The 24,558-nt window shown below is 57.7% G+C and carries 29 protein-coding genes; 28 read left to right on the plus strand and 1 reads right to left on the minus strand.

From position 1 onward, the window contains the following. Positions 1-141: 141 nt before the first annotated feature. The 26 genes from IEX36_RS02205 (at position 142) to IEX36_RS02330 (ending at position 22,860) form a co-directional block, all read left to right on the plus strand. Positions 142-873, plus strand: coding sequence for a response regulator transcription factor (locus IEX36_RS02205; protein ID WP_188757710.1), 732 nt, complete (start codon positions 142-144; stop codon positions 871-873). Further along, entirely contained in the window at positions 866-1,114 is a 249-nt protein-coding gene (locus tag IEX36_RS02210; protein WP_188757711.1) for a hypothetical protein, read from the plus strand. The genes IEX36_RS02205 and IEX36_RS02210 overlap by 8 nt, the downstream gene beginning before the upstream one ends. After that, positions 1,111-2,568: a sigma-54 dependent transcriptional regulator gene (locus tag IEX36_RS02215; RefSeq protein WP_229668645.1), complete on the plus strand. Its 1,458-nt coding sequence runs from the start codon at positions 1,111-1,113 to the stop codon at positions 2,566-2,568. Before IEX36_RS02210 ends, IEX36_RS02215 begins: the two co-directional genes overlap by 4 nt. Before the next feature lie 183 nt (positions 2,569-2,751). Continuing rightward, positions 2,752-3,117 (plus strand): flagellar basal body rod protein FlgB, encoded by a 366-nt coding sequence (locus IEX36_RS02220; protein WP_229668646.1) that lies wholly within the window; start codon positions 2,752-2,754, stop codon positions 3,115-3,117. After that, on the plus strand, positions 3,118-3,657 hold the full coding sequence (flgC, locus tag IEX36_RS02225; protein WP_188757712.1) for a flagellar basal body rod protein FlgC: 540 nt from the start codon (positions 3,118-3,120) through the stop codon (positions 3,655-3,657). A gap of 43 nt (positions 3,658-3,700) precedes the next feature. Further along, the gene (gene fliE / locus IEX36_RS02230; protein ID WP_229668647.1) at positions 3,701-4,030 is read left to right on the plus strand and encodes a flagellar hook-basal body complex protein FliE; all 330 of its coding nucleotides are present in this window, start codon (positions 3,701-3,703) and stop codon (positions 4,028-4,030) included. Between the two features lie 29 nt (positions 4,031-4,059). Continuing rightward, positions 4,060-5,835 carry a flagellar basal-body MS-ring/collar protein FliF gene (fliF, locus tag IEX36_RS02235; RefSeq protein ID WP_188757713.1) on the plus strand — a complete coding sequence of 592 codons (1,776 nt, stop codon included), beginning with the start codon at positions 4,060-4,062 and terminating at the stop codon, positions 5,833-5,835. Continuing rightward, the gene (gene fliG / locus IEX36_RS02240) at positions 5,835-6,923 is read left to right on the plus strand and encodes a flagellar motor switch protein FliG (protein ID WP_188757714.1); all 1,089 of its coding nucleotides are present in this window, start codon (positions 5,835-5,837) and stop codon (positions 6,921-6,923) included. Before fliF ends, fliG begins: the two co-directional genes overlap by 1 nt. Then, positions 6,907-7,638 carry a FliH/SctL family protein gene (locus tag IEX36_RS02245; RefSeq protein ID WP_188757715.1) on the plus strand — a complete coding sequence of 244 codons (732 nt, stop codon included), beginning with the start codon at positions 6,907-6,909 and terminating at the stop codon, positions 7,636-7,638. The genes fliG and IEX36_RS02245 overlap by 17 nt, the downstream gene beginning before the upstream one ends. Next, complete coding sequence (locus IEX36_RS02250) at positions 7,638-8,972, plus strand: FliI/YscN family ATPase (protein WP_188759759.1); 1,335 nt, start codon at positions 7,638-7,640, stop codon at positions 8,970-8,972. The genes IEX36_RS02245 and IEX36_RS02250 overlap by 1 nt, the downstream gene beginning before the upstream one ends. A gap of 3 nt (positions 8,973-8,975) precedes the next feature. After that, complete coding sequence (locus IEX36_RS02255) at positions 8,976-9,458, plus strand: hypothetical protein (RefSeq protein ID WP_188757716.1); 483 nt, start codon at positions 8,976-8,978, stop codon at positions 9,456-9,458. Between the two features lie 60 nt (positions 9,459-9,518). Next, positions 9,519-11,297 (plus strand): hypothetical protein, encoded by a 1,779-nt coding sequence (locus IEX36_RS02260; RefSeq protein ID WP_188757717.1) that lies wholly within the window; start codon positions 9,519-9,521, stop codon positions 11,295-11,297. A gap of 56 nt (positions 11,298-11,353) precedes the next feature. Beyond that, positions 11,354-11,713 carry a flagellar hook assembly protein FlgD gene (locus IEX36_RS02265; protein WP_188757718.1) on the plus strand — a complete coding sequence of 120 codons (360 nt, stop codon included), beginning with the start codon at positions 11,354-11,356 and terminating at the stop codon, positions 11,711-11,713. Between the two features lie 83 nt (positions 11,714-11,796). After that, complete coding sequence (locus tag IEX36_RS02270) at positions 11,797-13,026, plus strand: flagellar hook protein FlgE (RefSeq protein WP_188757719.1); 1,230 nt, start codon at positions 11,797-11,799, stop codon at positions 13,024-13,026. A 230-nt stretch (positions 13,027-13,256) separates the two neighbouring features. After that, on the plus strand, positions 13,257-13,742 hold the full coding sequence (locus tag IEX36_RS02275) for a flagellar basal body-associated FliL family protein (RefSeq protein WP_188757720.1): 486 nt from the start codon (positions 13,257-13,259) through the stop codon (positions 13,740-13,742). Positions 13,743-13,769: 27 nt separating this feature from the next. Then, complete coding sequence (locus IEX36_RS02280; protein ID WP_188757721.1) at positions 13,770-14,117, plus strand: FliM/FliN family flagellar motor C-terminal domain-containing protein; 348 nt, start codon at positions 13,770-13,772, stop codon at positions 14,115-14,117. A 48-nt stretch (positions 14,118-14,165) separates the two neighbouring features. Next, positions 14,166-14,465 carry a flagellar biosynthetic protein FliO gene (locus IEX36_RS02285; protein ID WP_188757722.1) on the plus strand — a complete coding sequence of 100 codons (300 nt, stop codon included), beginning with the start codon at positions 14,166-14,168 and terminating at the stop codon, positions 14,463-14,465. After that, positions 14,456-15,289, plus strand: coding sequence for a flagellar type III secretion system pore protein FliP (gene fliP, locus IEX36_RS02290; RefSeq protein ID WP_229668648.1), 834 nt, complete (start codon positions 14,456-14,458; stop codon positions 15,287-15,289). Before IEX36_RS02285 ends, fliP begins: the two co-directional genes overlap by 10 nt. A gap of 6 nt (positions 15,290-15,295) precedes the next feature. Next, entirely contained in the window at positions 15,296-15,580 is a 285-nt protein-coding gene (locus IEX36_RS02295) for a flagellar biosynthetic protein FliQ (RefSeq protein WP_229668649.1), read from the plus strand. 3 nt (positions 15,581-15,583) lie between these two features. Next, complete coding sequence (locus tag IEX36_RS02300; protein WP_188757724.1) at positions 15,584-16,363, plus strand: flagellar biosynthetic protein FliR; 780 nt, start codon at positions 15,584-15,586, stop codon at positions 16,361-16,363. Then, entirely contained in the window at positions 16,360-17,499 is a 1,140-nt protein-coding gene (locus tag IEX36_RS02305) for an EscU/YscU/HrcU family type III secretion system export apparatus switch protein (protein ID WP_188757725.1), read from the plus strand. Before IEX36_RS02300 ends, IEX36_RS02305 begins: the two co-directional genes overlap by 4 nt. Before the next feature lie 80 nt (positions 17,500-17,579). Then, positions 17,580-19,622: a flagellar biosynthesis protein FlhA gene (gene flhA, locus IEX36_RS02310; RefSeq protein WP_373283042.1), complete on the plus strand. Its 2,043-nt coding sequence runs from the start codon at positions 17,580-17,582 to the stop codon at positions 19,620-19,622. A 57-nt stretch (positions 19,623-19,679) separates the two neighbouring features. Further along, the gene (locus IEX36_RS02315) at positions 19,680-20,597 is read left to right on the plus strand and encodes a FliA/WhiG family RNA polymerase sigma factor (protein WP_188757726.1); all 918 of its coding nucleotides are present in this window, start codon (positions 19,680-19,682) and stop codon (positions 20,595-20,597) included. Between the two features lie 34 nt (positions 20,598-20,631). Next, positions 20,632-21,636, plus strand: coding sequence for a flagellar motor switch protein FliM (locus tag IEX36_RS02320; RefSeq protein ID WP_188757727.1), 1,005 nt, complete (start codon positions 20,632-20,634; stop codon positions 21,634-21,636). Positions 21,637-21,649: 13 nt separating this feature from the next. After that, positions 21,650-21,946 carry a flagellar motor switch protein FliN gene (gene fliN, locus IEX36_RS02325; RefSeq protein WP_188757728.1) on the plus strand — a complete coding sequence of 99 codons (297 nt, stop codon included), beginning with the start codon at positions 21,650-21,652 and terminating at the stop codon, positions 21,944-21,946. Further along, the gene (locus tag IEX36_RS02330) at positions 21,934-22,860 is read left to right on the plus strand and encodes a hypothetical protein (RefSeq protein WP_188757729.1); all 927 of its coding nucleotides are present in this window, start codon (positions 21,934-21,936) and stop codon (positions 22,858-22,860) included. The genes fliN and IEX36_RS02330 overlap by 13 nt, the downstream gene beginning before the upstream one ends. Positions 22,861-22,976: 116 nt before the next feature. On the opposite strand, the gene aqpZ is transcribed toward IEX36_RS02330, so the two are convergent. Next, positions 22,977-23,705, minus strand: coding sequence for an aquaporin Z (gene aqpZ / locus IEX36_RS02335; RefSeq protein ID WP_188757730.1), 729 nt, complete (start codon positions 23,703-23,705; stop codon positions 22,977-22,979). A 110-nt stretch (positions 23,706-23,815) separates the two neighbouring features. Between aqpZ and IEX36_RS17645 the strand changes: the two genes are divergently transcribed. Both IEX36_RS17645 and IEX36_RS17650 read left to right on the plus strand, forming a co-directional pair. After that, positions 23,816-24,133, plus strand: a complete 318-nt coding sequence (locus IEX36_RS17645) for a hypothetical protein (protein ID WP_188757731.1) — start codon at positions 23,816-23,818, stop codon at positions 24,131-24,133. Between the two features lie 111 nt (positions 24,134-24,244). Beyond that, positions 24,245-24,499, plus strand: coding sequence for a hypothetical protein (locus IEX36_RS17650; protein ID WP_188757732.1), 255 nt, complete (start codon positions 24,245-24,247; stop codon positions 24,497-24,499). Positions 24,500-24,558 lie beyond the last annotated feature (59 nt).

Here is a 24,558-nt window from a genome sequence, read left to right on the forward strand (position 1 = left end):
TTGAAATTAGTTTATGCAGAAGTTTGCATTTTGTGCTTGTGCGCTCTCATGAAATGACACAAGGTAATAAAACGCAGCCGGAATCGGTAAGTTACCGGCTGCGGCCGAAGGCATAACAGAGCACGAAATTCGGAGAATTCGATGCGTGTGTTGATTGTTGAAGATGATGCTTCACTGGCGTTATTTCTGCAAAAAGGTTTGAAACTGGAAGGGCATGAGGTTGAGTGGGTGGGCGATGGCGAATCGGCGCTGGTGCGGGCCGAGGAGTATCAGCCGGACCTGATTGTGCTGGATCTGAGTCTGCCGCGTAAGGATGGCACTGAGGTTCTGGCCGAGATGCGCGGGCGCTCCGGCGTGGCGTCTGTGCTGGTGTTGACGGGCCGCAGCCAGGTTGAGGAGCGCGTGAAGTGCCTGAACCTGGGCGCGGACGATTGCCTGCTGAAGCCGTTCAGCTTTCATGAGCTGACGGCGCGATGCAGAGCGTTGCTGCGGCGGAGGGAGCAGTTTGCCGACCCCGTGCTGCGGCATGGCGATGTCGAACTGAACCGCATGGACAGGAGGGTGTCGCGTGGCGGGCGCGCGGTGGACCTGACCGTGAAGGAATTCAGCCTGCTTGAATTTTTGCTGCAGAGACGCGGGCGCTGCTGCAGCAGAAGCGAGCTGCTGCGCGAGGTCTGGCAGATGTCTCCCGATGCAGGGACGAATGTGGTGGATGTGTACGTGAACTATCTGCGCAGGAAGCTGGGCAGTGATGGCGACGGCTATGCGGTGATCGAAACGGTGCGGGGCGAAGGCTATCGGATGGGCCCGGTTGCAAAGATTCCTGCGGCGATGACGGAGTATTCGGCGGAGGCGGCGCTGGCCGGTGCTTGAGATGACAGAGATGAATGCTTCAGTAGAGCTGGTGGAGCGGATGGATGTTGCTCTGCATCGGCTGTGTCAGCCGCTGACGGTGTTGCAGTGCAGGCTTGCACTGAGCGAACTGACCGGCGAGCGGAATGCGATGCAGGAGGCGATTCGTGAGGCGTTGCGCGAGTGCGGCCGGATGAATGCAGCAGTGGGAACGATGCGGGAGATGTTGCAGCAGGCCGTGAGGACGGCGGAAAGCGAGTGAGCATGATGAACGGTGTTGAGGCGGGCAGGAATGGGGTGAGGGATGCTGTTGCCAGCGCTGCCGTGGTGGACATGGTGGCGGTGCGGACGGTCGTGGTGGCGAGTGCGGATGCGGGGTTGCGGCAGAAGCTGAGGAAGTCGCTGACCGGGCTGCGTTGGCAGGTGCGCGAGGCGACTGGCGGCGCAGAAGCGATGGCGCAACTGGAGGACATGCGTCCGGAGGCTCTGCTGGTGGATAGCTGGCTGCCGGACCTGGAGGTAAGCGAGTTTGCCAGCGTGGTGCGGATGATGTATCCGAGCATGGAGATGCTGCGCGTGGATGGAGGCACGGATGGCGGGGCGCGGAGCCCGCGGCGGAATGAGCTGCTGCATGCGCTGCGCGAGGCGCAGGAGGCTCCAGTGACCGATACGGCGGCGTGGGCTGCTGCGCCGGCTTCGGTGCCGAAGGTAGGTCCGCGGACTTCTACGGAGTCGAACGCGGTACGGTCGTTTGTGTTGCCGGATGCGCGCGCTGGTGAGCGTCATGAGAATGATCGCGTGGAATCGCGCGCAGAGTCGCGGCACGACTCGTTGATGGATGGACGGCAGGATGCTGCGCGGCAGGCGTTGTCGATGTTGCTGGGTCATGGTGAGGCTCCGAGGCGGGAGAAGAGTCCTGCCGGAGTGCCGCAGGGATTTCAGCCGTTGCCGGAGCTTGTGGGTGAGAGCGTACCGATGCGCGAGCTGACGCGACTGATTCGGCTGGTGGCTCCTCGCTCGTCGACGGTGTTGATTGAAGGCGAGACGGGCACGGGCAAGGAAGTGATTGCGAAGGCGATTCATCGGCTAAGTGCGCGCTCATCGAAGCCTTTTGTTGTGTTGAATTGTGCGGCGATTCCTGAGGCATTGCTTGAAGCTGAGTTGTTTGGTCATACGCGCGGGGCCTTTACGGGAGCGGTGCAGTCGCGGACGGGCAGGATTGAAGCGGCGCATGGCGGCACGCTTTTCCTGGATGAGATTGGCGAGATGCCGCTGGCGTTGCAGGCGAAGATGCTGCGCTTCCTGGAGTGTGGCGAGTTGCAGCGCGTGGGCGATAACGAACTGCTGCGCGTAGATGTGCGGGTGATTGCAGCGACGCATCAGCCGCTCGAGAAGCTGGCGACGAGCACAGGCGCGGAGCGGACGTTCCGGCTGGACCTTTATCACCGGCTTGCGGTGTTTCCGTTGGATGTGCCTCCGCTGCGTGAGCGGATGGAGGATATGAATCTTTTGGCCGAGCATTTCCTGGAACAGATGGGGCGCGAGATGCCGCGCAAACGGCTGACGATTGAAGCTGAGGCGAAGCTGCATGAACACCACTGGCCGGGGAATGTTCGTGAGTTGATGCATGTGTTGGAGCGCGGAGCGATTCTTGCAGGAGACAAGATGGAGATTGATGCGGCTGAGATACGGCTTCGGCGGGCCGACAGGAGATGATTGTCGGCTAAATCTCAATGAAGCAACAAACGCAAAAACGAAATACCGGGGTTCTTTGCTTCGCTCAGAATGACAGCGTTGTTTTGCGGCGCTATTGAATCTATAAACGGCTTGATAAGAGCGCTCTCATTCGAGGGCGCTTTTGTTTGGCCGCTTGGGTGCATCTGTTCTTCGCGTGGAGGCATGGCGATGCAAGTAACGACTCCCCTGAGCGATGCGCTGGGAAAATATCTGGACCTGACCAGCGAGCAGATGAAGTTGACGGCCGGCAATATGGCGAACGTCGACACGCCTGGTTACAGGACGAAGGGATTCAATTTCGAGCAGGCGTTTCTTGGGGCGTTGAATGATGCAACGGGCTCGCTTGGCGCGCAGGCTCCGGTTGCGAATGTTGACGGGCTGGTTTCGCGTCCGGATGGCAACAATGTGTCGATGGACCGCGAGGGTATGCAGATGGCGAAGGAGCAGTTGCAGTTTCGCTTTGGCGTCGAAGTGCTCAAGGACCAGTACTCGAATGTGATGAGCGCGATCCATGCGGAGGACAAGTAAGTGAATCTGTTTGGCGTGATGGATGTGAGCGCTTCGGCGTTGAGAGCAGAGCGGGTACGCGCGGAAGTGGTTGCGTCGAACATGGCAAACGCTGAGACGACGCGCACGGCGGATGGAACACCGTATCAGCGGCACCATGTGGTGTTTGAAGAGGTCGGCGGCAATGGCAGTTTTCAGCAGACGCTGGCGAGCCAGATGGGCGATGGGCTTGGCGGGTTGAACAATGGCTTCAGTAGCGGAATTCAGCCGTTGGGCTCGGGCTTGATCGGTGGTTTGAATTCGAGCGCTGTTGCGGCGAATGGTGCGCCGGGCGGTGTTGCAGTGGCGGGAGTGATCAGCGACAACAGCGCTCCTCTGAGGCGTTACGATCCGGGTAATCCGGATGCGGGGAAGGATGGGTATGTGGCGTATCCGGATATCAATCCGCTGACCGAGATGGTGGACCTGATGGGCGCGACGCGATCGTATGGGATGAATGCGTCGGCGGTTCAGGCGGAGAAGAACATGGTGAGTTCTTCACTGGACATTTTGAAGTCGTAAGCAGCGGAAGACCCTGACGATTTGAACGAGCTAAGGAGAGAGTGTGAGTGGAGCATTGAGCAGCGCGGCGATGATGAACAGCATTGGAGTGGGGAAGCTTGACGATGCGTTTGCGGGCATGACGAGTGGTGGAGCGGCAAATGCCGCATCGTCGACGGCTTTTTCCGGGGTATTGAAATCGATGGTGGCGGAGACAGGTGCGCTGGACGATCAAGCGTCGAAAGCTGTGACTGGTGTGCTGGATGGGCAGGGCGTGGATATTCACGACGCGATGATTGCAACGCAGAAAGCGGATATGGCTTTTCAATTAGCGCTTGAGGTGCGGAACAAGGCTGTGGGCGCGTACCAGCAGATGATGGGCATGCAGTTTTAGTGGTGGTGTTTCTTAGGCGCTGAGGCGAGATGGCAGAGACAGAACAGACGGGTGGGGCGGGGCTTCAAAGGGCGCCACAGGCAGATGCAGGGCCAGCAAGTCCGCTGGACAAAGCGCAGGCAATGGTCGCCGCGCTGCAGCATCGCGTAATGGTGTTGCCGCCGGGGAAGCGCAATCGGTTGATTGCGTCTGCAGTTTTCCTGGCTGCGGCGTGTGCCGCGATGATGTGGTACGCGGGGCGACCGGACTGGCGTGTGTTGTTTAGCGGACTGGATGGCAAGGACGTGCAGCAGGTTTCGCAGGAGTTGTCGGCGGCGGGAATTCCGTTCGAGTTGACGCCGGATGGTTCGGGCATTCAAGTGCCTGCGGACTCGATTGACAAAGCGCGGATGGAGGTTGCGTCGAAGGGGATGCCGCAATCGGGACGCATGGGATTTGAGCTGTTCGATAAGCCGAACTGGGTGGGCAGTGAGTTTGATGAGCGTGTGAACTATCAGCGTGCGATGGAGGGCGAACTGGAGCACACGATTGAGACGATCAGCGCGGTGGAGTCGGCGAGGGTGCATCTGGTGTTGCCGCAACAGTCGCTGTTTACGTCGGAGCAGAAACCGGCGAAGGCTTCGGTCGTGCTGAAATTGCGGCGTGACTCGCTCGCTCCGGACCAGGCGGATGCAATTCGCAGTCTGGTTGCTGGATCGGTCGAGAGCCTGAGCCCGGACCAGGTGACGCTGGTGGATGCGGATGGGCGCGTGAATTTGAAGCCGCGCTCGAACGATTCGGTGACAGAAGAGCAGGAGCAGGAGATGGAGGCCAAGCTGGTGGCGATGCTGGAGCCGCTGGCCGGCAAGGATAATGTGCGGGCCACGGTGAATATCAGCTACGACGAGGGGACCGAAGAGCATACCGATGAGATCTACGACCCAAGCCAGGAGGCGACGCTGACGATGCAGAAGAGTGAACAGACGGCGGCGACTCCGGTGAAGCCTGAGGGGATTCCGGGAACTGCGAGTAATTCACCGGGTGCGGCCGCGGTGGGCGGGGCGGCGGGGTCGGCTGCGGCGGCTGCGCCGGGTACGCCTCCGCTGCTGCAGAAGGAAGCGCTGCCGGTTTATCCGCAGCAGAATGGCGGAGCGGAGCAGAGCATTCACGAAGAGAACGGTACCTATGGTGTGACGAAGCATCTGGTTCACACGGAGGAAGGACCGGGGCGGGTGAGGCGTGTCTCGGCTGCAGTGGTGGTGAATGATCGTAGCGTTGTGGTCGGTACGGGCAAGGCCGCGCATGTGGTGTGGCAGCCACGCAGCGCGGATGAGATGCAGCGGTTGAATGAACTGGCCCAGGCTGCGGTTGGATTCGATCCGAAGCGCGGTGATCAGGTGGTGGTGGAAAACGTCGGCTTCAGTGCGAATACGCCTGCGATTGCGCCTCCGTTGATGGACCGGCTGACGAATGAGTCGCGGACGCTGCTGAGTTCGCAGCCGGGCCTGATGCGGACGCTTGCGATGGGAATTTGTGGAGTGCTGTTGGTCCTGCTGGTGCTGCGCCCGGTGGCGCGGCAGGTTACGGCGACTCTGGGTGATCCGATGCTGTTGCAGCCGACAACAGGAACGCTTGTAGACGAGCGGATGCTTGCACCTGTGGTTGCGAGTGCAGAGGAGATGGCGCTGCCGGTTCGGTCAATTGCGTCGGCGCAGATGCAGCACCAGGGAATCTTTGAGCAGGTTTCAGAACACATACGCCGTGAGCCCGCACAGAGCACACGGCTGCTGGAAGCGTGGATTGGCACGCACGAGGAGGGTGAGTAATGGGGACGGCGGCGCAGATGAGAATGCCGGAGGCGGGCAAATATAATCCGCTGATGTTGCCTGCAGAGGCTGGATTTGAGGCGGCAGAGATGCCTGGATTGCGCAAGGCCGCGATCCTGATGGTCGCGTTGGGTGATGAGCTGGCGAAGACACTATTTCAGAGCTTGTCAGAGAACGATGTGCGACGCGTGACCGAAGAGATTACGCGGCTCGGCGAAGTTCCGGCGGCACAGTTGACGCAGGTGCTGACGGAGTTTTATGGGCTGCTCGAGACGCAGCAGTACATGGTGCGCGGCGGTCCGGACTATGCGCTGAAGTTGCTGACTGAGGCGTTTGGCACGAGCAAGGCCGAAGAGATGCTGGCCCAGGTGAAGAAGATTCGTGAGCGTGCCACTGGTGACATGGCGATGGTGCAGCGAATGGATGCAGTTCACCTGAGCAAGTTTCTCGAGAACGAACATGCGCAGACGATTGCACTGGTTCTGGCGCATATGGATGCGAAGCGCGGCTCGACGGTGTTGATGAATTTGAAGGGCGCGATGCGTGTGGATGTGGTGCGGCGGCTGGCAGAGATGCGCCAGTTTTCGCCTGAGATGGCGAAGACAGTGGCGATGACATTGCACAAACGGATGGAGAAGATGGGCTCGAGCGGGAGGAAGTCCTACTCCGGCTTCAAGGCTGTGGCGGAGTTGCTGAACCGGCTGGACCAGGTGGAGAGCAAAGGGATTCTGGAAGAGATAGAAGTGACGGAGCCACAGACAGCAATCGGAATTCGCAATTTGATGTTTACTTTTGAAGACTTCCTGACGGTGCCGCAGGGAAGTATTCGCGAGTTTGTGGGTGCGGCGGACAAGAAGACGCTGGCGCTGGCGTTGAAGGGATGCCGGGACAACCTGAAGGCGCACCTGTTCAAGGCGATGAGTTCGCGTGCCGTGGAGATGCTGAAGGAAGACATGGAAGTGATGGGGCCGGTGCGCATGAGAGAGGTCAGCCATGCTCAGCAAGAATTGCTTGCGATGGCGCGGCAACTTGAGGCCGATGGGCGAATCATTCTCAAGATGGAGATGGACGATGAACTCGCTGTCTGATGTGCGATCAGGGGACGGCGAATCTGCCGTGGCTTCGGATGCCTTGCTGGGAGGAGTGCCACGCAAGCGTGAGGTACTCCGGTTGCAATTCCATACGCTGGGGCAGAGTGAAGGGCCTGGCGAAGAGAAGATAGGCGAGGTAGCGACTGAAAGTGAGTTGCGACTACGCGAGGAGATTACTGCGCTTCAGTCGAAGCTCGCTGCACAGGCGGAGGCTGCTTCGGTTGAAGTAGAAGGCGCGAAGAGAGATGCGGTTGAGAGCGCTGAGGACGAGTGGCGGCGTGGCATGGAAGCGCGAATCGAGCAGGAGCGCGCAAAGATTGCACAAGCGCTTGAGAGGTTTCGCGAAGAGCGAACGAAGTATTTTGCTGGCGTCGAAGCTGAAGTCGTGAAGCTGTCTCTTGCGGTTGCGGCGCGCGTGCTGCATCGTGAGACGAAGCTCGATCCTTTGCTCCTCACGGCAGCTGTGCGAGTGTCGCTCGAAAAAGTTGCAGAGCAGAGTGAGGTGGTTCTACGTGTACCTGCGGAAGATGCGACGGCGTGGAACGAAGCGCTTGGGGAGACTGCTGGCGTCGAGCTGATTGGCGATCAAGCGATGCAGGCGGGAGAGTGTGTGGTGGAGACGAAGGTCGGCAATGTTGACCTGGGTGTGAGTGCTCAATTGATTGAGATTGAGCGTGGATTCTTTGACTTGCTTCAGCAGAGGCCTGCGTGATGATTACCTTTGGGCGGGAAGGCTCGGCAACACGCACGTTGGAACCTTATTTTTCGCAGCTAGCGCGGCGTCCTGCATGGAGATGGAGCGGTCGCGTAGTTGAGGCGAATGGGCAAACGGTAGAGTCCGAGGGGCCACTTTGTTCTGTGGGAGAGTGCTGTGAGATTGTGACGAGCGCGGGCCGGCGGCATCGCGCGGAGGTGATTGGCTTTCGTGGCAATCATGTGCTGACGATGCCTCTGGAGGCCACACAGGGAATTCGATATGGAGATGATGTGCTTGCGCTGGGAACGGCTCCTTCGATTGGTACAGGAGCGGAGCTTGCAGGGCGCATTCTGAATGCGCTGGGCGAGCCTTTGGATGGATTCGACGCTGCGCGTGCATCGACGATGTGGCCGCTTGATGGGGCGGTGCCGCATCCAATGGAGCGGGAGCCGATCAAAGATGCTCTGCAGACGGGCCTACGTGTGCTGGATGGAATGCTGACGGTAGGACGCGGTCAGAGGGTAGGAATCTTTGGTGGATCTGGTGTGGGCAAGAGCACATTGATCGGCATGATGACGCGCAATACATCGGCAGACATTACGGTGGTGGGTCTGGTTGGTGAACGTGGACGTGAAGTGCGTGAGTTTGTAGAGGACTCACTTGGTGAAAAAGGACGGAAACGCTCGGTGGTGTTGGTCTCGACATCGGACCAGAGCCCGCTGCTGCGGATGCGTGCAGCGATGGCGGCGACGGCCGTTGCAGAGTTCTATGCGGCGCAAGGGAAGCATGTACTGCTCGTGCTGGATTCGCTGACTCGCTATGCGATGGCTGCGCGGGAAATTGGTCTGGCTGCGGGTGAGCCTCCAGCGACGAAGGGTTATACACCGTCTGTTTTTACGCGGCTGGCGAAGCTGGTAGAGCGGGCGGGAAATTTCGAGAAGGGAAGTATCACCGCGTTTTATACGGTGCTGATGGAGGGCGACGATCAACAGGATCCGATTGTGGATTCGGTGCGGTCGCTGTTGGATGGACACGTGGTGTTGTCGCGGTCGATGGCGGCTGCGGGATGGTATCCGCCGGTTAATGTACTTGATTCGCTAAGTCGGTTGATGCCTGCGGTGACGGCGCGGGAACACCGCGCGAATGCGATGGCTGCACGGCGTCTGCTGGCTGCACATGCACGCTCGGAAGACTTGATTCGGATTGGAGCATATAAACCTGGCACGGATGCGGAGCTGGATCGAGCCATCGAAATGATGCCTCAGCTACGCGCTTTTATGGAACAGACGAGCGATGAGCGGGTAACGATGGTCGAGACGGTCTCGCGTCTCGCAGGGATGGAGTTATAGACGATGCAAGCACGAATCGAGACATTAAAGCGGCTTACGAAGCTTTATGAAGCAGTCGAAAAGGCGCATTCAGTTGAGTTGAAGCGAACAACCGCAGCGCTGCATGAGGTTCAGAGCGCTGTGGATGCAGAGGCGAAGATCACACGTCGTGCCGCACACCAAGGCAGGGAGGCACTTGCGTCTGGAGACCGGATGCAATGGGCTGCGGCAGATTTGCAACGGAAGGCTGCTGGCGCTAAGCGAAACAGGCTGGAGAGTGTCCGGGTTGAGAGGAAGCGATCGAGTGAGACGGCGCGTGAGCAGTATGTTGCGAGCCGGCGCAAGAGCGAACAGATGCAACGGTTGACAACACGGGCGGCTGAGCAGATCGCTGTCGACGAGGCGAAGAAGATGCAGTCGGCCACGGATGACAGGTTTCTTGCGCGACGGCGATGGTCGGGCGCTGCAGGCGAACAAGCTAGTACGAAGCGGATGAAGGCTTCTTAATGTCCTCGATTGGCGCTTGGCAGTAGAGTTGCATGTGATGTTTCAGGAAAAGGTATGAACATGGCAGCGTCTTCAGTATCGACGATGATTGGGACTGATGTAGCTCCCACGATGACGACTATGGAGGGGAGGGTGACAGGATGCGATAGATCCTTTACCGATAGCCTCGATGCGTACATCGCTGTGGACGCAGACGTCGAATTGCCGAAGGCTGCTATGGAAATGGGCACAGCTCAGACGCAGGACGAGTCGCAGATGCTGATGAATAAAGCTGTGAAACGAGGCGTTATAGCTCCCGCTGTGGTGACAGGCGGCTCCAATGGAGCGGGCATTGTGGCACAAATTGCGACAACTGCAAAGACAAGCGGATCAGCTGCCGCATTGGTGACGAATTATCAGCCAGGGACCACAGTTACCGATGCCAAAGATTTAAAGGGGGCAGATGCTCCTCCATCTGTTGCTATTCCCAATGTGGAGCAGGCTAAGGTGTCCGATGAACAGGCAGATTCGGTAGTCACGAATGCAGCCGGCATGGTTGACGGTGAAGTATCGGCGGAAGCTTCGAGTGCATTTGTGGGAGAAGCGAAGTGCAGGAGCGACGAACAGCTTCAATCGGGGAGATCGCAATTGCAGAGTGGTGCGTTCCAATCGACCAACATAAGCAAGGATGTCCCATCGTCATTCAACGAGAACACAATAGCTGTGATCGTCCAGCAGCAGGTGTCTGCTTCGGCTGGTGCTCAGAAGCACGCCGCTGTCGGCGGTGTGGAAGATATTGTCTCTACGAAGGCTTCTGGAAAGAAGCACGATTCAGCTAAAGCAGATGTTTCGAGTAAGACAACTGGTGCCACGGCAGATGTTGCGAGCACGACTATTGGTGCGGCTGTTCCTGCTGCGTGCGAAGTGGCAATTTCCCGCCCAACTGTGGCATGCGGCACGACAAATCGCAATGATGCGAGTACTACGCTGACCGTTTCAAAATCAGTAGCTCCTGCTGTTTCGTCGATAGGTGGTCAGAGCGTAAAGCAAGCGGCAGGGAGCGTTCAGCAAAACAGCGCGCATGGTGAGAAACCCGTGAACGGCGAAGCTGGAACTGCCAGCGATTCGGGTGCGGATGTACACGGGGCGCAGAAAAATACTCAAGCCGATGTGAAGCCTGTGTCGCAGTCTACCGAACAAGTTGTGAAGTCAGTCGCAAAATTACAGGGAGCAGACGCGATAGCGCCAACGGTGCATTCTGCAGGACCGCCGGCGACTGTAACAGGCGCCTCGACGGCTCCGCAACCCCCGGTTATTGGTGCGCAAAAAAGCGTGGCTGGCGATGTCTCGGCTTCTTTAAACGCCTCGCATGGAAATGGCGAACTCTCTAATGCAGGTGGATCACAAGCACCCGCGATGGGGGAAGTGCACAAAACGCTGGTGGCAACGCCTACGGTGCTCGAAGTGGGGATCCCAAACGGGACGCAGGGATGGCTGAAGGTGCGCGCTGAGCTTGCGAATGGAGGCATCAATGCATCTCTTGCGGCGGCTTCGCCTGGTGGGCAGGAGATGTTGCATCGTGAGTTGCCAGCATTGACAGCGTTTTTGCAGCAGGAAAAAGTTGCAGTGAGCTCGCTGGTGGTGCAATCGCCGATGACGGGCGGGTTTCGTGATCTGTCTGGCGGGGCTGGAGGCTTTGCGGGCGGTCAGACGCAACAGCAGAATCAGGGCAGGGCTGGGTCTACTGGCGCTGCTTTCACAGAGGGTGGGGTCCATCCGGATCTGAATATGCAGGCGGACGAAGTATTGACGGCGATGCAGTATCCGAGTGGCGGTAGCTGGTTGAGTGTGAGGGCGTGATGAGGTTCGAGGGAATGATTCATCAACAGAACATGTTGGGACAGGGAGAGTGAAAGATGAGTGTTTTCGATAGCAATGCGGCTGCGGGCGTCAGCCAGTCTGCGTCTTCAACGGTAGCTTCTGCGTTGAGCGCGAAGAGCAAATCAGCGGTTGCAAGCGCAAAGGACACCTCTGGAACAAGCGGAACGAATAGCTCATCGAGCACGAGCTCGGATCCGTCGCAGATTACATCGAGTGATTTTCTGACGTTGCTGGTGAGTGAGTTGCAGAACCAGGACCCGACACAGCCTACGGACCCGAATTCTTATATTCAACAGCTCGTCGGCGTGAACAGCTTGCAGCAGTTGATTCAGATTAACCAGGAAGTCGGGTCGATTGCGCCTGCGTCGACGACCACATCAACATCAGCCAGTTAAGCGCGTTTTGGCTCATGGCTTGATTCATGCTGGAGCTCTATTCACAAGTGCAGTTCAAACGGAAGAGTTGAGGAGAAGAACGAATGGGAAATTTTTCAATTGCGCTGTCGGGGCTGCAAGCCAATACGGTTGCGCTAAACACAATTGGCAATAATCTGGCCAATTTAAATACAACTGCTTATAAGGGGCAGAGCACTTCGTTCGAAGACCTGTTTTATCAGCAGATCGGTGAGTCGGGGTCGGGCGATGCTATTCAATCGGGCGCCGGCGTCAAGGTGTCTGGGACGGATACGAACTTTTTGCAGGGCACGCTACTGCCTACGACGGACTCTGCGGATATGGCTCTGGCGGGGAATGGCTTTTTCGTCGTGCAACAGAATGGTGTGCAATCGCTGACCAGGGCAGGTAACTTTCAGCTCGATTCAAATGGCAATCTGACCACGGTTGATGGTGAACAGGTGATGGGCTACGGGGCCACGAATGGAGTTGTGAACCAGAGTGCAGGGTTGCAGCCGCTGACGATTCCAGTCGGCGCGAACGAGGCGGCGCAGGCAACGGGGAACATCCAAGTTACGGCGAACCTGGATGCGAGCGCAACGGTGGGAACGACGTTCAGCTCGCCTGTGCAGGTGTTTGATTCACTGGGTTCGAGCCATCAGGTGACGATTACATATACCAAGACAGGGACGAACACCTGGGACTACTCGGTGGCCTTGCCTGCGGGAGACGCTACGGGTGCTCCTTCTAACAACACGGGAACTTTGACATTCAACTCTGCTGGCCAGTTGACTTCGCCGGCAGGGAGCGTCGCCAACATTACATTTCCTGGTTTGACGGACGGTGCAAGTAACCTGAGCTTCAATTGGGATCTGAATGACAGCAGCGGCAATCCTACGGTGACACAGCTGGCTTCGGCTTCGAGCAACAATGGTACGCAGCAGGATGGTTTCGCCAGCGGTGTTTATCAGAGCTTTACCGTTGATCCCAGCGGCGTCATCACGGCCCAGTTCAGCAATGGGCGGACCTCGACTATCGGTCAGGTCGCTGTAGCAACGGTGGCTAATACGGCTGGTTTGACCGTGACTGGTAATAACAACTTCACGACAACCGCTGCGTCCGGCCTGGCGACTGTGGGGGTTGCGGGTACGGGAGGACGTGGCACGCTCACGGACGACTCTCTGGAGCAGTCAAATGTCGATATTTCCACAGAGTTTTCTAATCTGATCGTCGCGCAGCGTGCCTTTGAGGCCAACTCGAAGACCGTGACTACTTTCGATACCGTGACTCAGGACACACTGGCGCTGATTCGATAGGCATTGAAGAGGTGAGAAAGAAGGCAGCAGGCGGCGAGGCTGATTGATGGCTCGCGGTCCTGCTGCCTTTCTACATGGTGAGAAGCAGCTAATGTTGGAGGGTGGAAGTTGGCAGGAAAGCTGCACTTAGTTGTTGCACTATGGCGACTCCTCCGACTGTCTTGGCTGCAGAGCCAACTTCGACTTCAACTCCGGCGGCCGCACTTGCGCCCGCCCCAGCCGGATTTCCGATGGGACCGCTGCTCATCGCAGTAATTTCCGGAATCGTGATTGCCACGCTCGCTCTCGGCAGTGTCGCGTACTGGCTGCTACGCTCGGGGCGCCTGCCGATGCAAGGCAAGGCATCCGTGCGGCAGGAGCAGGTAGCACCGACTCCGACCCATGTGGTTGCGCTCGACCCTTTGGTGGTCAACCTAGCTGACGCGGGAGGGAACGCCTATCTCCGTGTGACGATGGCTCTTCGTGTGGAAGATGTCACTGGCAAGAAAGGCGCAAGCGAGTCGAACGAGAAATCTGGCGATGCGAATGCCAGTGGTTCGGTCGCGGAGGTGCGAGATACGGCGTTGACGGTGCTGGGGCAGCAGACCTCGACGGAGCTGCTGGCTCCTGGAGGCAAGGAGCACCTCAAGTCGCAGCTCAAGGCGGCGTTAGCAGCGCATGATCCAGACCTGAAGGTCGTGGATATTTTTTTTACGGATTTTCTAGTGCAGCAGTAGAGCAAGGGCAAAGAAAAGGACGGAAATATGGCTACGGCAATGATGATTACGCAGCCAGCAGGGCTCATCACTTCGTCTTCCGTTACCGGAAAGCATGAAGAGAGAGCTGTTGCGCCAGAAGACCGGATGGCTCAGATTGAACAACACTCTGCATGGCCGATGCTCTCACAGATCAGGATGACGATGCGAGCGGAGCTGCCGCTGGATCGCTTCCGTGTTCGAGATCTGCTTTCACTCGCCAAGGGGCAAGTGTTCGAAACCGTGTCCCCAGATACAGAAGACGTGCCCATCCGGTTTGGAAATGTGCAATTGGGGTGGGGTGAATTTGAAGTGGTCGAACAGAGGATTGCGCTGCGCTTAACGCGCCTGGATTAGCAAGCGCCAATTCACATCGAAGACAAACAGATAGGACGATGCAACGGTATGGAATTGATACGTGGAGCAAAAGCAACAAGAAAGACGAGCCAGCCTGAGGTGCAGGGTCTTGCCGGATGGGCAATCAATCTGATGAAAAATCGCGGCAGTTTGCGAGAAGGTTCGGAGCGGCAGATGCGTCTCGAAGAGACACTTTCGCTCGGCGGCAAGAGGCAATTGCTGCTGATTAGCTGCGCGGGAGAGAAATTTCTGGTGGGCGGAAGTATGGAGAGTGTTGAGGTGATCGTTCCTGTCAGGAGCCACGGATCTACGGAAGCAGCAAAGGGCACGGACACTCAATGCAGTTAGCGAAGTGGTCACAATGGGTTGTTATTGTGCTGGCGCTTGCCGTGCCAACGGCCGCTGCTCGTGCGCAGCAGGCTCCCCGCGGTCAATCGACGAGTCGCACACAAACCTTCAAAAGCGCTGGGGATTCTTCGGATACAGGTTCAGAGTTCGGAGCGGCGGCTTCAAAGGCCGATATTTCGATTGCCGATGCCCTGAAGGCCAACCGAAGCGTCCCATGGTCGATTGTGCTGGGGCTTACGCTTCTAACGTTGCTGCCCGCATTGTTGCTGTCGATGACACCGATGGTACGTCTGCTGGTGGTCTTTCATTTTTTGCGACAGGCCCTGGGTACGCAGACTGCGCCGTCCAACCAGGTCTTGATGGGACTTGCGCTGATGATGACCTGGTTTTTGATGCAGCCGGTGATGGTTCAAGTAGAGCAGACGGCAGTCGCACCTTACAGTGCAGGAACAATTAGCGGTACAGAGGCAATTGAGCGCGGCATGGCGCCTGTCAAGCAGTACATGCTCCGCTATGCGCGCGAGAAGGACCTTGCGGTGTTTGCATCGGCTGGTATGGCTTCGCAGCCTCGGACAAAAGATGATCTACCGATGCAGGTCGTTGTGCCCGCATACATTCTAAGTGAATTGAAGGCCGGGTTCGAAATCGGAGCGATCCTTTTCCTGCCGTTTTTGCTGGTTGATCTCGTGGTAGCGAGCGTGACGACCTCAGTGGGAATGATGCAGTTGCCGCCGGTGGTGATCTCGACGCCGTTGAAGATTCTGCTGTTTGTGATGGTCGATGGCTGGCATCTGCTGGCTGCCGAGCTCATCAAGAGCTTTTAGTGTGCGATGAGGAGTGCATTTGTGGGACCGGACCAGGTAGTGGAGCTGATTCGAAAAACATTGATCGAGGCGATGGTGCTGAGCACGCCTCTGCTGCTGGTGACCTGCGTGGTCAGCCTCGCTGTGAGTCTGGTGCAGACGCTGACGAGTGTGCAGGAGCAGACGCTTTCGACGGTTCCGAGGCTAGTAGCTGTCTTTGTGGCGACGATGGTTGCGCTGCCGTGGATGGTGCATCGCGTTGTGGGTTTCACGGTGCGGATGCTCTCCGATCTTCACCAGTATCTGGGGTAGCGCATGAGTCAGGATGCTGCATTGATCGTCGACTGGCAGAGCTATCTCACGGCAGGCGTGCTGGTGCTTGTGCGATTGAGTGGGTTGATGGTGTTTGCGCCGGTGTTTTCTTCGGCTGCTATCGCTCCACGTATCAAGGCGGGATTTGTCATTGCGATGACAGCACTCCTCGCGCCTGCCGTTATGGTTCTTCCTGGAGCGCACCCGACGCTGGATATGAAGTCGGTGCTCGGCGAGCTTGCGGTTGGGCTGGTGTTCGGCATCTCGCTTTCGTTGTTGATGGAGGCACTGATATTTGCTGGAGCACTGCTCAGCTTGCAGTTCAGCTTTTCGCTCGTTAACTTGATGGACCCAAACTCGCGCATTGAGATTGACGTGCTTGGCCAGGTACTTAATTGGCTTGGTTTGTTGGTCATCATTGCGGCGGGTTTGGACAGGACTCTTATTGCGTCGGTGGTGCGCAGCTTCAGCGTAGTTCCCGTTGGTGAAGCAGTCATGCATGCAAAGACTGGAGCCGCCATCGTAATGATGGCTGGTGGCATTTTTCTTGCCGGTTTGCAATTAGCAGCTCCGGTGCTTGCGGCTTCTCTGACGGTTGAGGTAGTAGTTGCGCTGGTATCGCGCCTGGCACCGCAGTTGCCTGCGATGGTGGTGAGTATTCCACTGAAGACGTTGGTCTCGTATGCAGTGCTGATTGCCAGCCTTGCAGTGTGGCCTGGATGGATTGAGCGGCACTTTACGGCGCTGCTCGATGCTGCAGGAAGGTTGATGGCGTCCATATGAGCGAAAAAGGTACAGAGCAGGCGACTCCGCAAAAGAAGAAGAAGGCGCGTGAGAAGGGCGACTCTGTGCATAGTCGTGAGTTGCTCTCTGCCGTGGCAATGCTGAGTGGCGTACTGATGCTGGGGATTGTCGCGCACAACTTCGTGGCTGGTTGGAGAGATGCGTTCGAGGAGTGCGTTCGGATTGCAGCGGCGAGCGATGGGGCGGATGCGGGCATGATCTGGAGTCGGGCTGCACGAGCAATGCTCGGCCCGGTTGCACTGCCTGTGGGATTGGTATTGGCTGCCAGCTTTGCTGGTGCGTTGATCTCGGGTCTTGCACAGAGTGGAGGCTTCCAGATCTATGCCAATGCATTGGAGCCAAAGTTTTCGAAGCTTAGCCCAGTCACGAATCTGCAGAACTTGTTTTCGCTGCGATCGGCTACGCGGATGCTCAAGTCATTGGTGCCGGCAGCTGCGATGGGGTTTCTGGGGTGGAATGCGCTTAGGGCTCTGATGGCGCCGATGCCTGTGATGAGTCTGGTGAGGTTGCCATCCACATTTTCAACTGCGTACCAACTGGCATTCGATGCCGCATGGATCACGCTTGCGTGGTCGGCGCTGGATTATGCGGTTGAATGGCGGAGCTGGAATGAGCGGCTGAAGATGACGAAGCAGGAGTTGCGAGACGAGGCTCGTGACACGATGGGCAATCCGCAGATTAAGGCGAAGATACGCCAGGTGCAGCGTGCTATGCGTCGGCGAAAGGTGAAGGCTGATATGTCGCGCGCAAGCGTGGTCATCACGAACCCGACGCACTACGCAGTGGCTCTTGAATTCGACTTCGAAACGATGGCAGCTCCTACGGTGCTGGCTAAGGGGCGCGATCTTCATGCAGCAGAGATACGCGAAGAAGCGCGGTGGGCGGGAGTTCCGTTGATTGAGAACCCTCCGCTGGCGCGCAGCCTGTACAAGATGGTCGAGCCCGGTCAGTCGATTCCGTTTGAGTTGTATGCCGCAGTGGCTGGAATTTTGGCGTATCTGTATCGGCAAAAAGTTGCCGAGCGTGTGAGGCGTGAACGAGAAGCGCAGCAGCGTGCTAAGGCGGTGCCTCCAGTGGCGTTTGCGGGCATGCGCGGCTTTGGAGGTGGGATGTGAGCGGAGAAACGTTGAAGCGGAGCGGCGTATTGTCAGCCGCAAGTCTGCGAAAAGTATTGTTGCCTGTGACCGCGGTCAGCATGGTCTTCGTCATGCTGATTCCGATTCCCAGCTTTGTGTTGGATGTGTTGCTGGCGTTGTCGATTACTGCATCGGTGATTGTGTTTCTGACAGCAGTGCAGCTGAGGCGCGCGGTTGATTTTTCGGTGTTTCCTACACTATTGCTTTTGCTCACACTGTTCCGGCTTTCGCTCAATATTGCATCGAGCCGCATGATCCTGCTCCATGGGCATGAAGGCACCCATGCTGCCGGATCGGTGATTGAGGCGTTTGGGCAGTTTGTCATTGGTGGAAATTATGTTGTTGGCTTTGTGCTGTTTCTCGCGTTGATCGCGATTCAGTTTCTTGTTGTGAGCCATGGTGCTGTGCGGACGGCGGAGGTGACTGCGCGGTTTACGCTCGATGCACTGCCAGGCAAACAGATGGCGATCGATGCCGATATGAATGCTGGCCTGATTGACGAACAGGGCGCGAGAAAGCGGCGGCATGCGATTGCGCGTGAGGCCGAATTTTACGGCGCGATGGATGGCGCCGCGAAGTTCAACCAGAGAGATTCGCTGGCGACGATGCTGATTACCGCAATCAACATTGTTGCGGGACTTTTGATTGGTGTACTGCAGCAGGGTGTTGACCTTACGACCGCGGTGAAGACGTATACCACGCTGACGGTTGGCGACGGACTGGTCACGATGATTCCCAGTCTGCTCGTCTCTATTGCCGGCGGTATTGTGCTGACGCGGGCTTCGTCAACCGGATCGCTGGATGAGGACCTCGGGACGCAGCTCTTCCGCAAAAAGAACACGCTATGGATTGCCTGCGGAGTTTTGCTTGCGCTGGCCTTAGTACCTGGTCTGCCTAAGTTGTCGTTTGTATTGATGGCGGTGGGCGTTGGTCTTCTTGCACGCAAGCTTCCAGAGAAGGATGAGGCGCTTTTGCTTGCCGAGGCGGACGAGACTTCTGTAGGTGCGTCGAAGACTGCCAAGTCTGGCGCTGCGGATTCAGCTAAGGGAGAGAATCTGGCATCGTTGCTGAAGATGGACGACCTGACGCTGGAGATTGGATTCCAGTTGATTCCGCTGGTTGACGAAAAACAGGGCGGGCAGATGTTGAACCGTGTGCGGGCATTGCGGCGTCATCTGGCAACCGAGCTTGGGTTTATCGTTCCGCCGATTCACATTACAGACAACCTGCGGTTGAAGCCACGTGAGTATGTGGTGAGTTTGCGCGGCACTGAGATTGCGCGTTGGCAGACGGAGCAGAACTGTTTGCTGGCGGTTAACGCCGATCCGAAGGCGCGACAACTGCCCGGAGTAGAGACGCGCGAGCCTGCGTTCGGCGTGATGGCGCGATGGATCCAGCCTGGACTGGAAGAACAGGCTCTGGCTGCGGGGTACTCCGTGGTGGACCAGACAACGGTGATAGGTACTCATATGGCTGAACTTGTGCGACGTCATGCGCATGAGCTTCTGGGGCGGCAGGAGGTGAAGCGCCTGCTCGACAGCATGAATGAGGCGTATCCCAAGCTGGTTGAGGAACTGGTGCCGAAGCTGATGAGCCTGGGAGAAGTGCAGAAGGTTCTGCAGCAGCTTTTGCGTGAGCAGGTTTCGATTCGCGACCTTGGGACGATTCTCGAGGTGCTGGTCGATGCGGCGCAGCAATCGAAGAACGTGGTGCACCTGGTGGAGTGTGTGCGGCAGTCGCTGGGGCGTGGGCTGGTGCATCCGCTGCTGGATGGCGACGGAGGGTTGCGAGTACTGATGCTGGAACAAGGGTTGGAGACAGAGCTAGTCCATACCTTCGATCCGCAAAATGCGCCTCTAATGCTGGGCGATGGCGCTCGCTCGGGGGCAGCGCAGGGCGATTATCTGCGGAGGCTTGTGGAATCTGTGAAACGCCTAACCGGAGGGTCCTCTGGATCGGCAAGCCCCGTGCTGTTATGTCCGAGTCCGGCTCGCTATCACGTGCGACGGTGGCTGGAGCCGTTTCTGCCGAAGGTGACAGTGCTGGCGCCAGCCGAAATTCCGGCGGAGATAAGAGTAAGGACGATCGGAACGATTGGTTGAGCGAGACGGTAATCAGAGACGGTCTAGTCAATGCGGAGAAGAAAGCGGGGAAGTGAGATGAGTGCAGGTGGCGCAGTTCCGGCGCGGGTGTTTGAGCAGTTGTCGAAGAAGAGAGGCTTCAACGATGCAGCAGCTTTCGATGACTATGCGGGGGGAGAAGCGAAAGATGCAAAGGCATCCATGTCCTTTGTGGATAGTGTTGCAGTGTTGCCCGAGAACTACGCGGCACCGGAGCGCGACGTTTTGTTGATGGAGCATCTGCCGACTGTGCGATATGTAGCTCGTAGGATTCACGAGCGGCTGCCGCAGCATGTTGATCTCGATGATCTGGTGTCGGCTGGTGTTGTCGGCTTGATCGATGCGCTTTCGAAGTTTGATCGCAGTAAAAAAGTTCAGTTCAAGAGTTATGCGCAGTTTCGAATTCGCGGCGCAATCCTTGATTCGCTGCGGACGCTTGACTGGAGTCCACGTGAGCTTCGTCGCAAGGGCAGGGCAGTGGAAGAGGCGATCCGCGCAGTTACCCAACGTGTTGGCCGTGCACCGCTTGAGCAGGAGATTGCGACAGAGATGGGGCTGGGCCTTGGGGATTATCAGCAGCTTCTGGGTGAGTTGAAAGGGCTTGAGATTGGAAGCCTGCACATTGAGCGGTCAGAAGACTCCGGCGATGAGGAGCTTGCATATGTTCCAGGCTCGCCTGAAGAGGACCCGCTCTTTCGCTGTCTGAAAGGTGAGATGAAGCAGCGACTCGCGGATGCAATCGATGACTTGCCGGAGAAGGAGCGCATGGTGTTGACGCTCTATTACTATGAGGAACTCACGATGAAGGAGATTGGGTTGACGCTCGGCGTGGTGGAGTCGCGCGTCTCGCAGATTCATTCTTCGGCGGTGGTTCGTCTGCGTGTTGCGTTGGCAGGGCTGCACAATGGCATTCCGGCAGAGGTCAAGAGTTTGAAACGTAAGACTGTGGTGCGTTGAAGATTACTGAGATGAAGAGAGACGAGGGTGATGGATGGGCAAGCAATTAGGACAGGGCGATATTGATGCGCTGTTTGCGGCAGCAGCGACCAAGGCGGCTTCACAGGACGGCGTGCCAGAGGAGACGCCGATTGAGTTGTACAACTTTAGCCGTGCGGGACAAATCAGCAACGATCAAATGCGGGCTATTAGTTCAGTGAATGATCTTTTCGCCAGAAATCTGATGCATACGCTTGGTGCATGGCTTCGCGCACAGTTCAAAGTGAAACTGGTTGCGGGTGAGCAGCTACCATTCAATGAATTTCTGGAACGCATTACTCCTCCGACCTATATATGTTCGGTCAGGCTGGAGCCTTTGGGGGCTGTGGGGTTGTTTGAATTCGATATGGCGATTGCCGCTCCGATTGTGGATGTGTTGCTCGGAGGAGTTGGGCGCGCATGGGCAGCGCGTGAGCTGACTGAGATTGAGGAAGCCATTCTGACCTCGGTAGTGGAGATGGCAGTCGATGAGTTGAACCTGGCCTGGCAGTCTGTGGGGTTGGAGTTTGTGTTTGAGAAGCGCGAGACGGAGGCTGCCGTTGCGCGCATGCTGACCTTGAGCGAAAAGACACTCTGCGTAAGTTTCGAAGCACGCATGCCCGAGGCGCAGGGAACGATCAATCTGTGTTTGCCGGCGGTGGTGCTGAATGCAATTCTGCGCAGGTTGATTTCAGAGGGCGATAGGCCGAAGCGGCGGTCTAAGGAAGCGCAGGCGCGTGTGCGCAATTTGATGGGTGATGTGAAGCTAAGCGCTGCGCTTCAGTTTCCCGCGATGCGGCTGCGCGCGAGCGATCTGACTGCGCTTGCTCCTGGAACGGTCTTGCGCTTGCCTCTTGCGAAGCATGCGGCATCAGAACTGCGAATAGGTGGCTTGCAGTTTGGGCGGGCATATCCGGTGCGGAGTGGGGAACACCGCGGAGCGCAACTGGAGGAGTGTATCGATGTTGTAGCAGCGGCGAATACAGAACCTGCCTCCGAGCAGACAGCAAGCGTGAATTAGAGAGGATTGAAGCATGGATGTAGTGGAAACGGTGGGAGGCGAAGCTGGAATTGATCTGCTCCGCGACATCGAACTTGATGCGACGTTGCAGTTCGGAGAGCGCGAGATGTTTTTGCGCGAGGTGCTGGAACTGGGACCGGGAGATGTTGTTGAACTCGACCGGCACGTTTCGGAGCCAGTGGACCTGGTGGTTGGAGATAGGATTGTTGCGCGCGGAGAGGTCGTCGTGATGAACGGAAACTTCGCGCTGCGTGTGACAGAAGTAGCGACGCCGCAACTGCGGCTGGAGAGTATTCGATGCCTCTTTTGAGATTTGGGAAAACCGGTGTTGTGCCGCCGCAGCATGTCATAGGGAGTGAGCGCGAGACGCTTTGGAGTGAGGACGGGGCGCGGCGTGTCTGCGGCAATTCTGAGTGTGCAGGCGGGTGGACGGCTCCGTGGCGCAGCCGGCGCAGGCCCATTTTTGAGGGACAGTGGGGTTGCTGCGGGCGGTGCGTTCTGGCGATGGTGCGCGCCGCGGTGCAACGCGAGTCTGTGGATGGCACTGCCGACGATGTTCCTCACCGGCACAGGGTCCCGCTTGGACTGGTGATGCTTGCACAGGGGTGGATCACGCAGAGTCAGTTGCGCACGGCGCTCGATGCTCAGCGGGCGCATGGGACGGGCAGAATTGGAGATTGGCTGGTGGCCGAGTGTGGAGTGGGCGCGGAGCGGGTGACGCGTGGGCTGAGCGTGCAGTGGAATTGTCCGGTGCTGACGACTGAAGGCTTCTCTCCGGAGGCGATGGCCCTGGTAATGCCTCGCATCTTTGTGGAGGAGTTTGGCCTGCTGCCGTTGCGTGTGGCTGGTTCGCGCATTCTGTATCTGGGATTTCAGGACCGCAGGGATTCGTCGGTTGCGCTTGCACTGGAACAAATGACGGAGTTGCGCGTTGAGAGCGGCTTGCTTGGCGAGACACAGTTTGCGTCGGTAAGAGAGAAACTGCTTGGCTGCGAAGGCGTTCCTGTGAAGAGCGGAAATGTGGAGGATCTGGATTCGTTGTCCGCGCGGATTACTGCGGCGTTGGAACAGAAGCAGCCTGTTGCGTCACGACTGCTTCGGGTGCGTGGGTACTTCTGGCTGCGAATGTGGTTGGAGGCATCTGCCCTGGGGAGAAGTGGAAATCTGCCTGCCTCCGGCGAAGATCTGATGGACTATGTTTTTTCGATTGGTGCAAGAGCGTGAGATCTATGCGGTTTTGAACAGGTGTCTGAACAGAATGAGCACGCCCGGCGGAGGAATCGCCGGGCGTGCTCTGTTTACCAGACAAATATGGTTAAAAGTTGTACGTGTCGAATTCGTTATTTGGACATCTCTTCACGAAGAGTCGGTTGCGGTGTGCCGAAGAGCGCTCGCGCGACGAGTCCTCCGATGATTGCTCCCACGATGGGGGCGACCCAGAAGAGCCAGAGTTGGTGCGTGGCCCATCCTCCGACGAAGAGCGCCGGGCCTGTGCTGCGGGCAGGATTGACCGAGGTGTTGGTGATGGGAATGCTGATCAAATGAATCAGCGTAAGGCACAGGCCGATGGCAATGGGTGCGAAGCCCTTTGGAGCGCGATCGTCGGTTGAACCATGGATGACGAAGAGGAAAAAGGCAGTCAGCACGACCTCTGCAATGAAGCAGGAGGCCAGCGAGTAGTGATCCGGCGAGTGCGCAGCATAGCCATTGGATGCGAAGCCGTTGGCCAGGGTGAAACCTTCCTTGCCCTTGGCGATGATGTACAGCACACCAGAGGCGCAGATGCCTCCGATGACCTGGGCGACGATATACGGAACGATCTCGGAGGCAGGGAATCGCTTGCCAGCGTAGAGGCCAATGGTGACGGCTGGATTGATGTGGCAACCGGAGATGTGGCCGATGGCGAAGGCCATGGTCAAGAGCGTGAGGCCGAAGGCAAAAGCAACGCCGACGAAGCCGATGCCGAGTTGCGGATAGGCAGCGGCAACAACAGCCGCACCGCAGCCTCCGAAGACGAGCCAGAATGTGCCGAAAAACTCAGCGGCTACACGTTTCGACAGTGGAACCATGATGCATCTCCCTTCATTGCAAAGGTTAGGTAGTTGGCTTCGAGAGCGGCGTGCAGGTACTCCCGCGACCGGCGGAAGTGTAGCATGGCCAGCTATCCGAGGGATAAATTTTGTCGAGGTTAGAGACGCTTGAGGTAGGCTTTGGCTTCTTCGAGTTGAGGGAAGAGACGTTCTTCAGCTTGAAATTCGCGGGAGTGCACACAACGGCGGCCGGCTTTGACGCGAACCGGATGCTTGAGGTGGAGCATCTCGTGATAGAGCAGATATTCGATGGCGCAGCGTGGCGTGTCGGGCCTGTCGAAGACGCGACTGACGACGATGGTGTTATGCGCAGCGTCGTAGTGGCCGAGCATGCGGCGGGCGTGATGGCTGCTCCAGGTGAGTGTAGGGCGGCCGAGCAGTCCGTGGAAGAAGCGGGTGTTGAGTGAGTCGAAGACCTCTTCGAGATCGAAGCGGCCGCCGCGCGAGGTGAGGATGCGTTTGCGTCCTCGGGTTTGGCGAACGTGCTCGGCTTGTTTGGAGACGGCCTCCGAGCTGACATGGCGGCGGTAGCGGTCAGCATGAATGGGAGCGATGGGTTTCTTGTAGAGCTTGGCCAGAAGGATGTGGGCGATGGCGCGGTGAACGGATTCTGGCGCATGTTCGAGGATGTCAGAGAGGCGGACGTGAAGGCGGCCTTCGCGCAGACGGATGGTGGTGTTGAGCGAGGTGAAGCGCCGGAAGCGGATGTCGAAGAGTGGAAAGGGTGCGCGTGGGCGAAGTTCGCGGTACTGCTCCTGGAAGATGGCGGTTAGATCAAGGTGCGCATGCGTTGGTGCAGCAGACTGGAGAGTGAAGGGCGCGGTGTTTTCTG

The organism is Edaphobacter acidisoli (assembly GCF_014642855.1).
Lineage (GTDB): Bacteria > Acidobacteriota > Terriglobia > Terriglobales > Acidobacteriaceae > Edaphobacter > Edaphobacter acidisoli.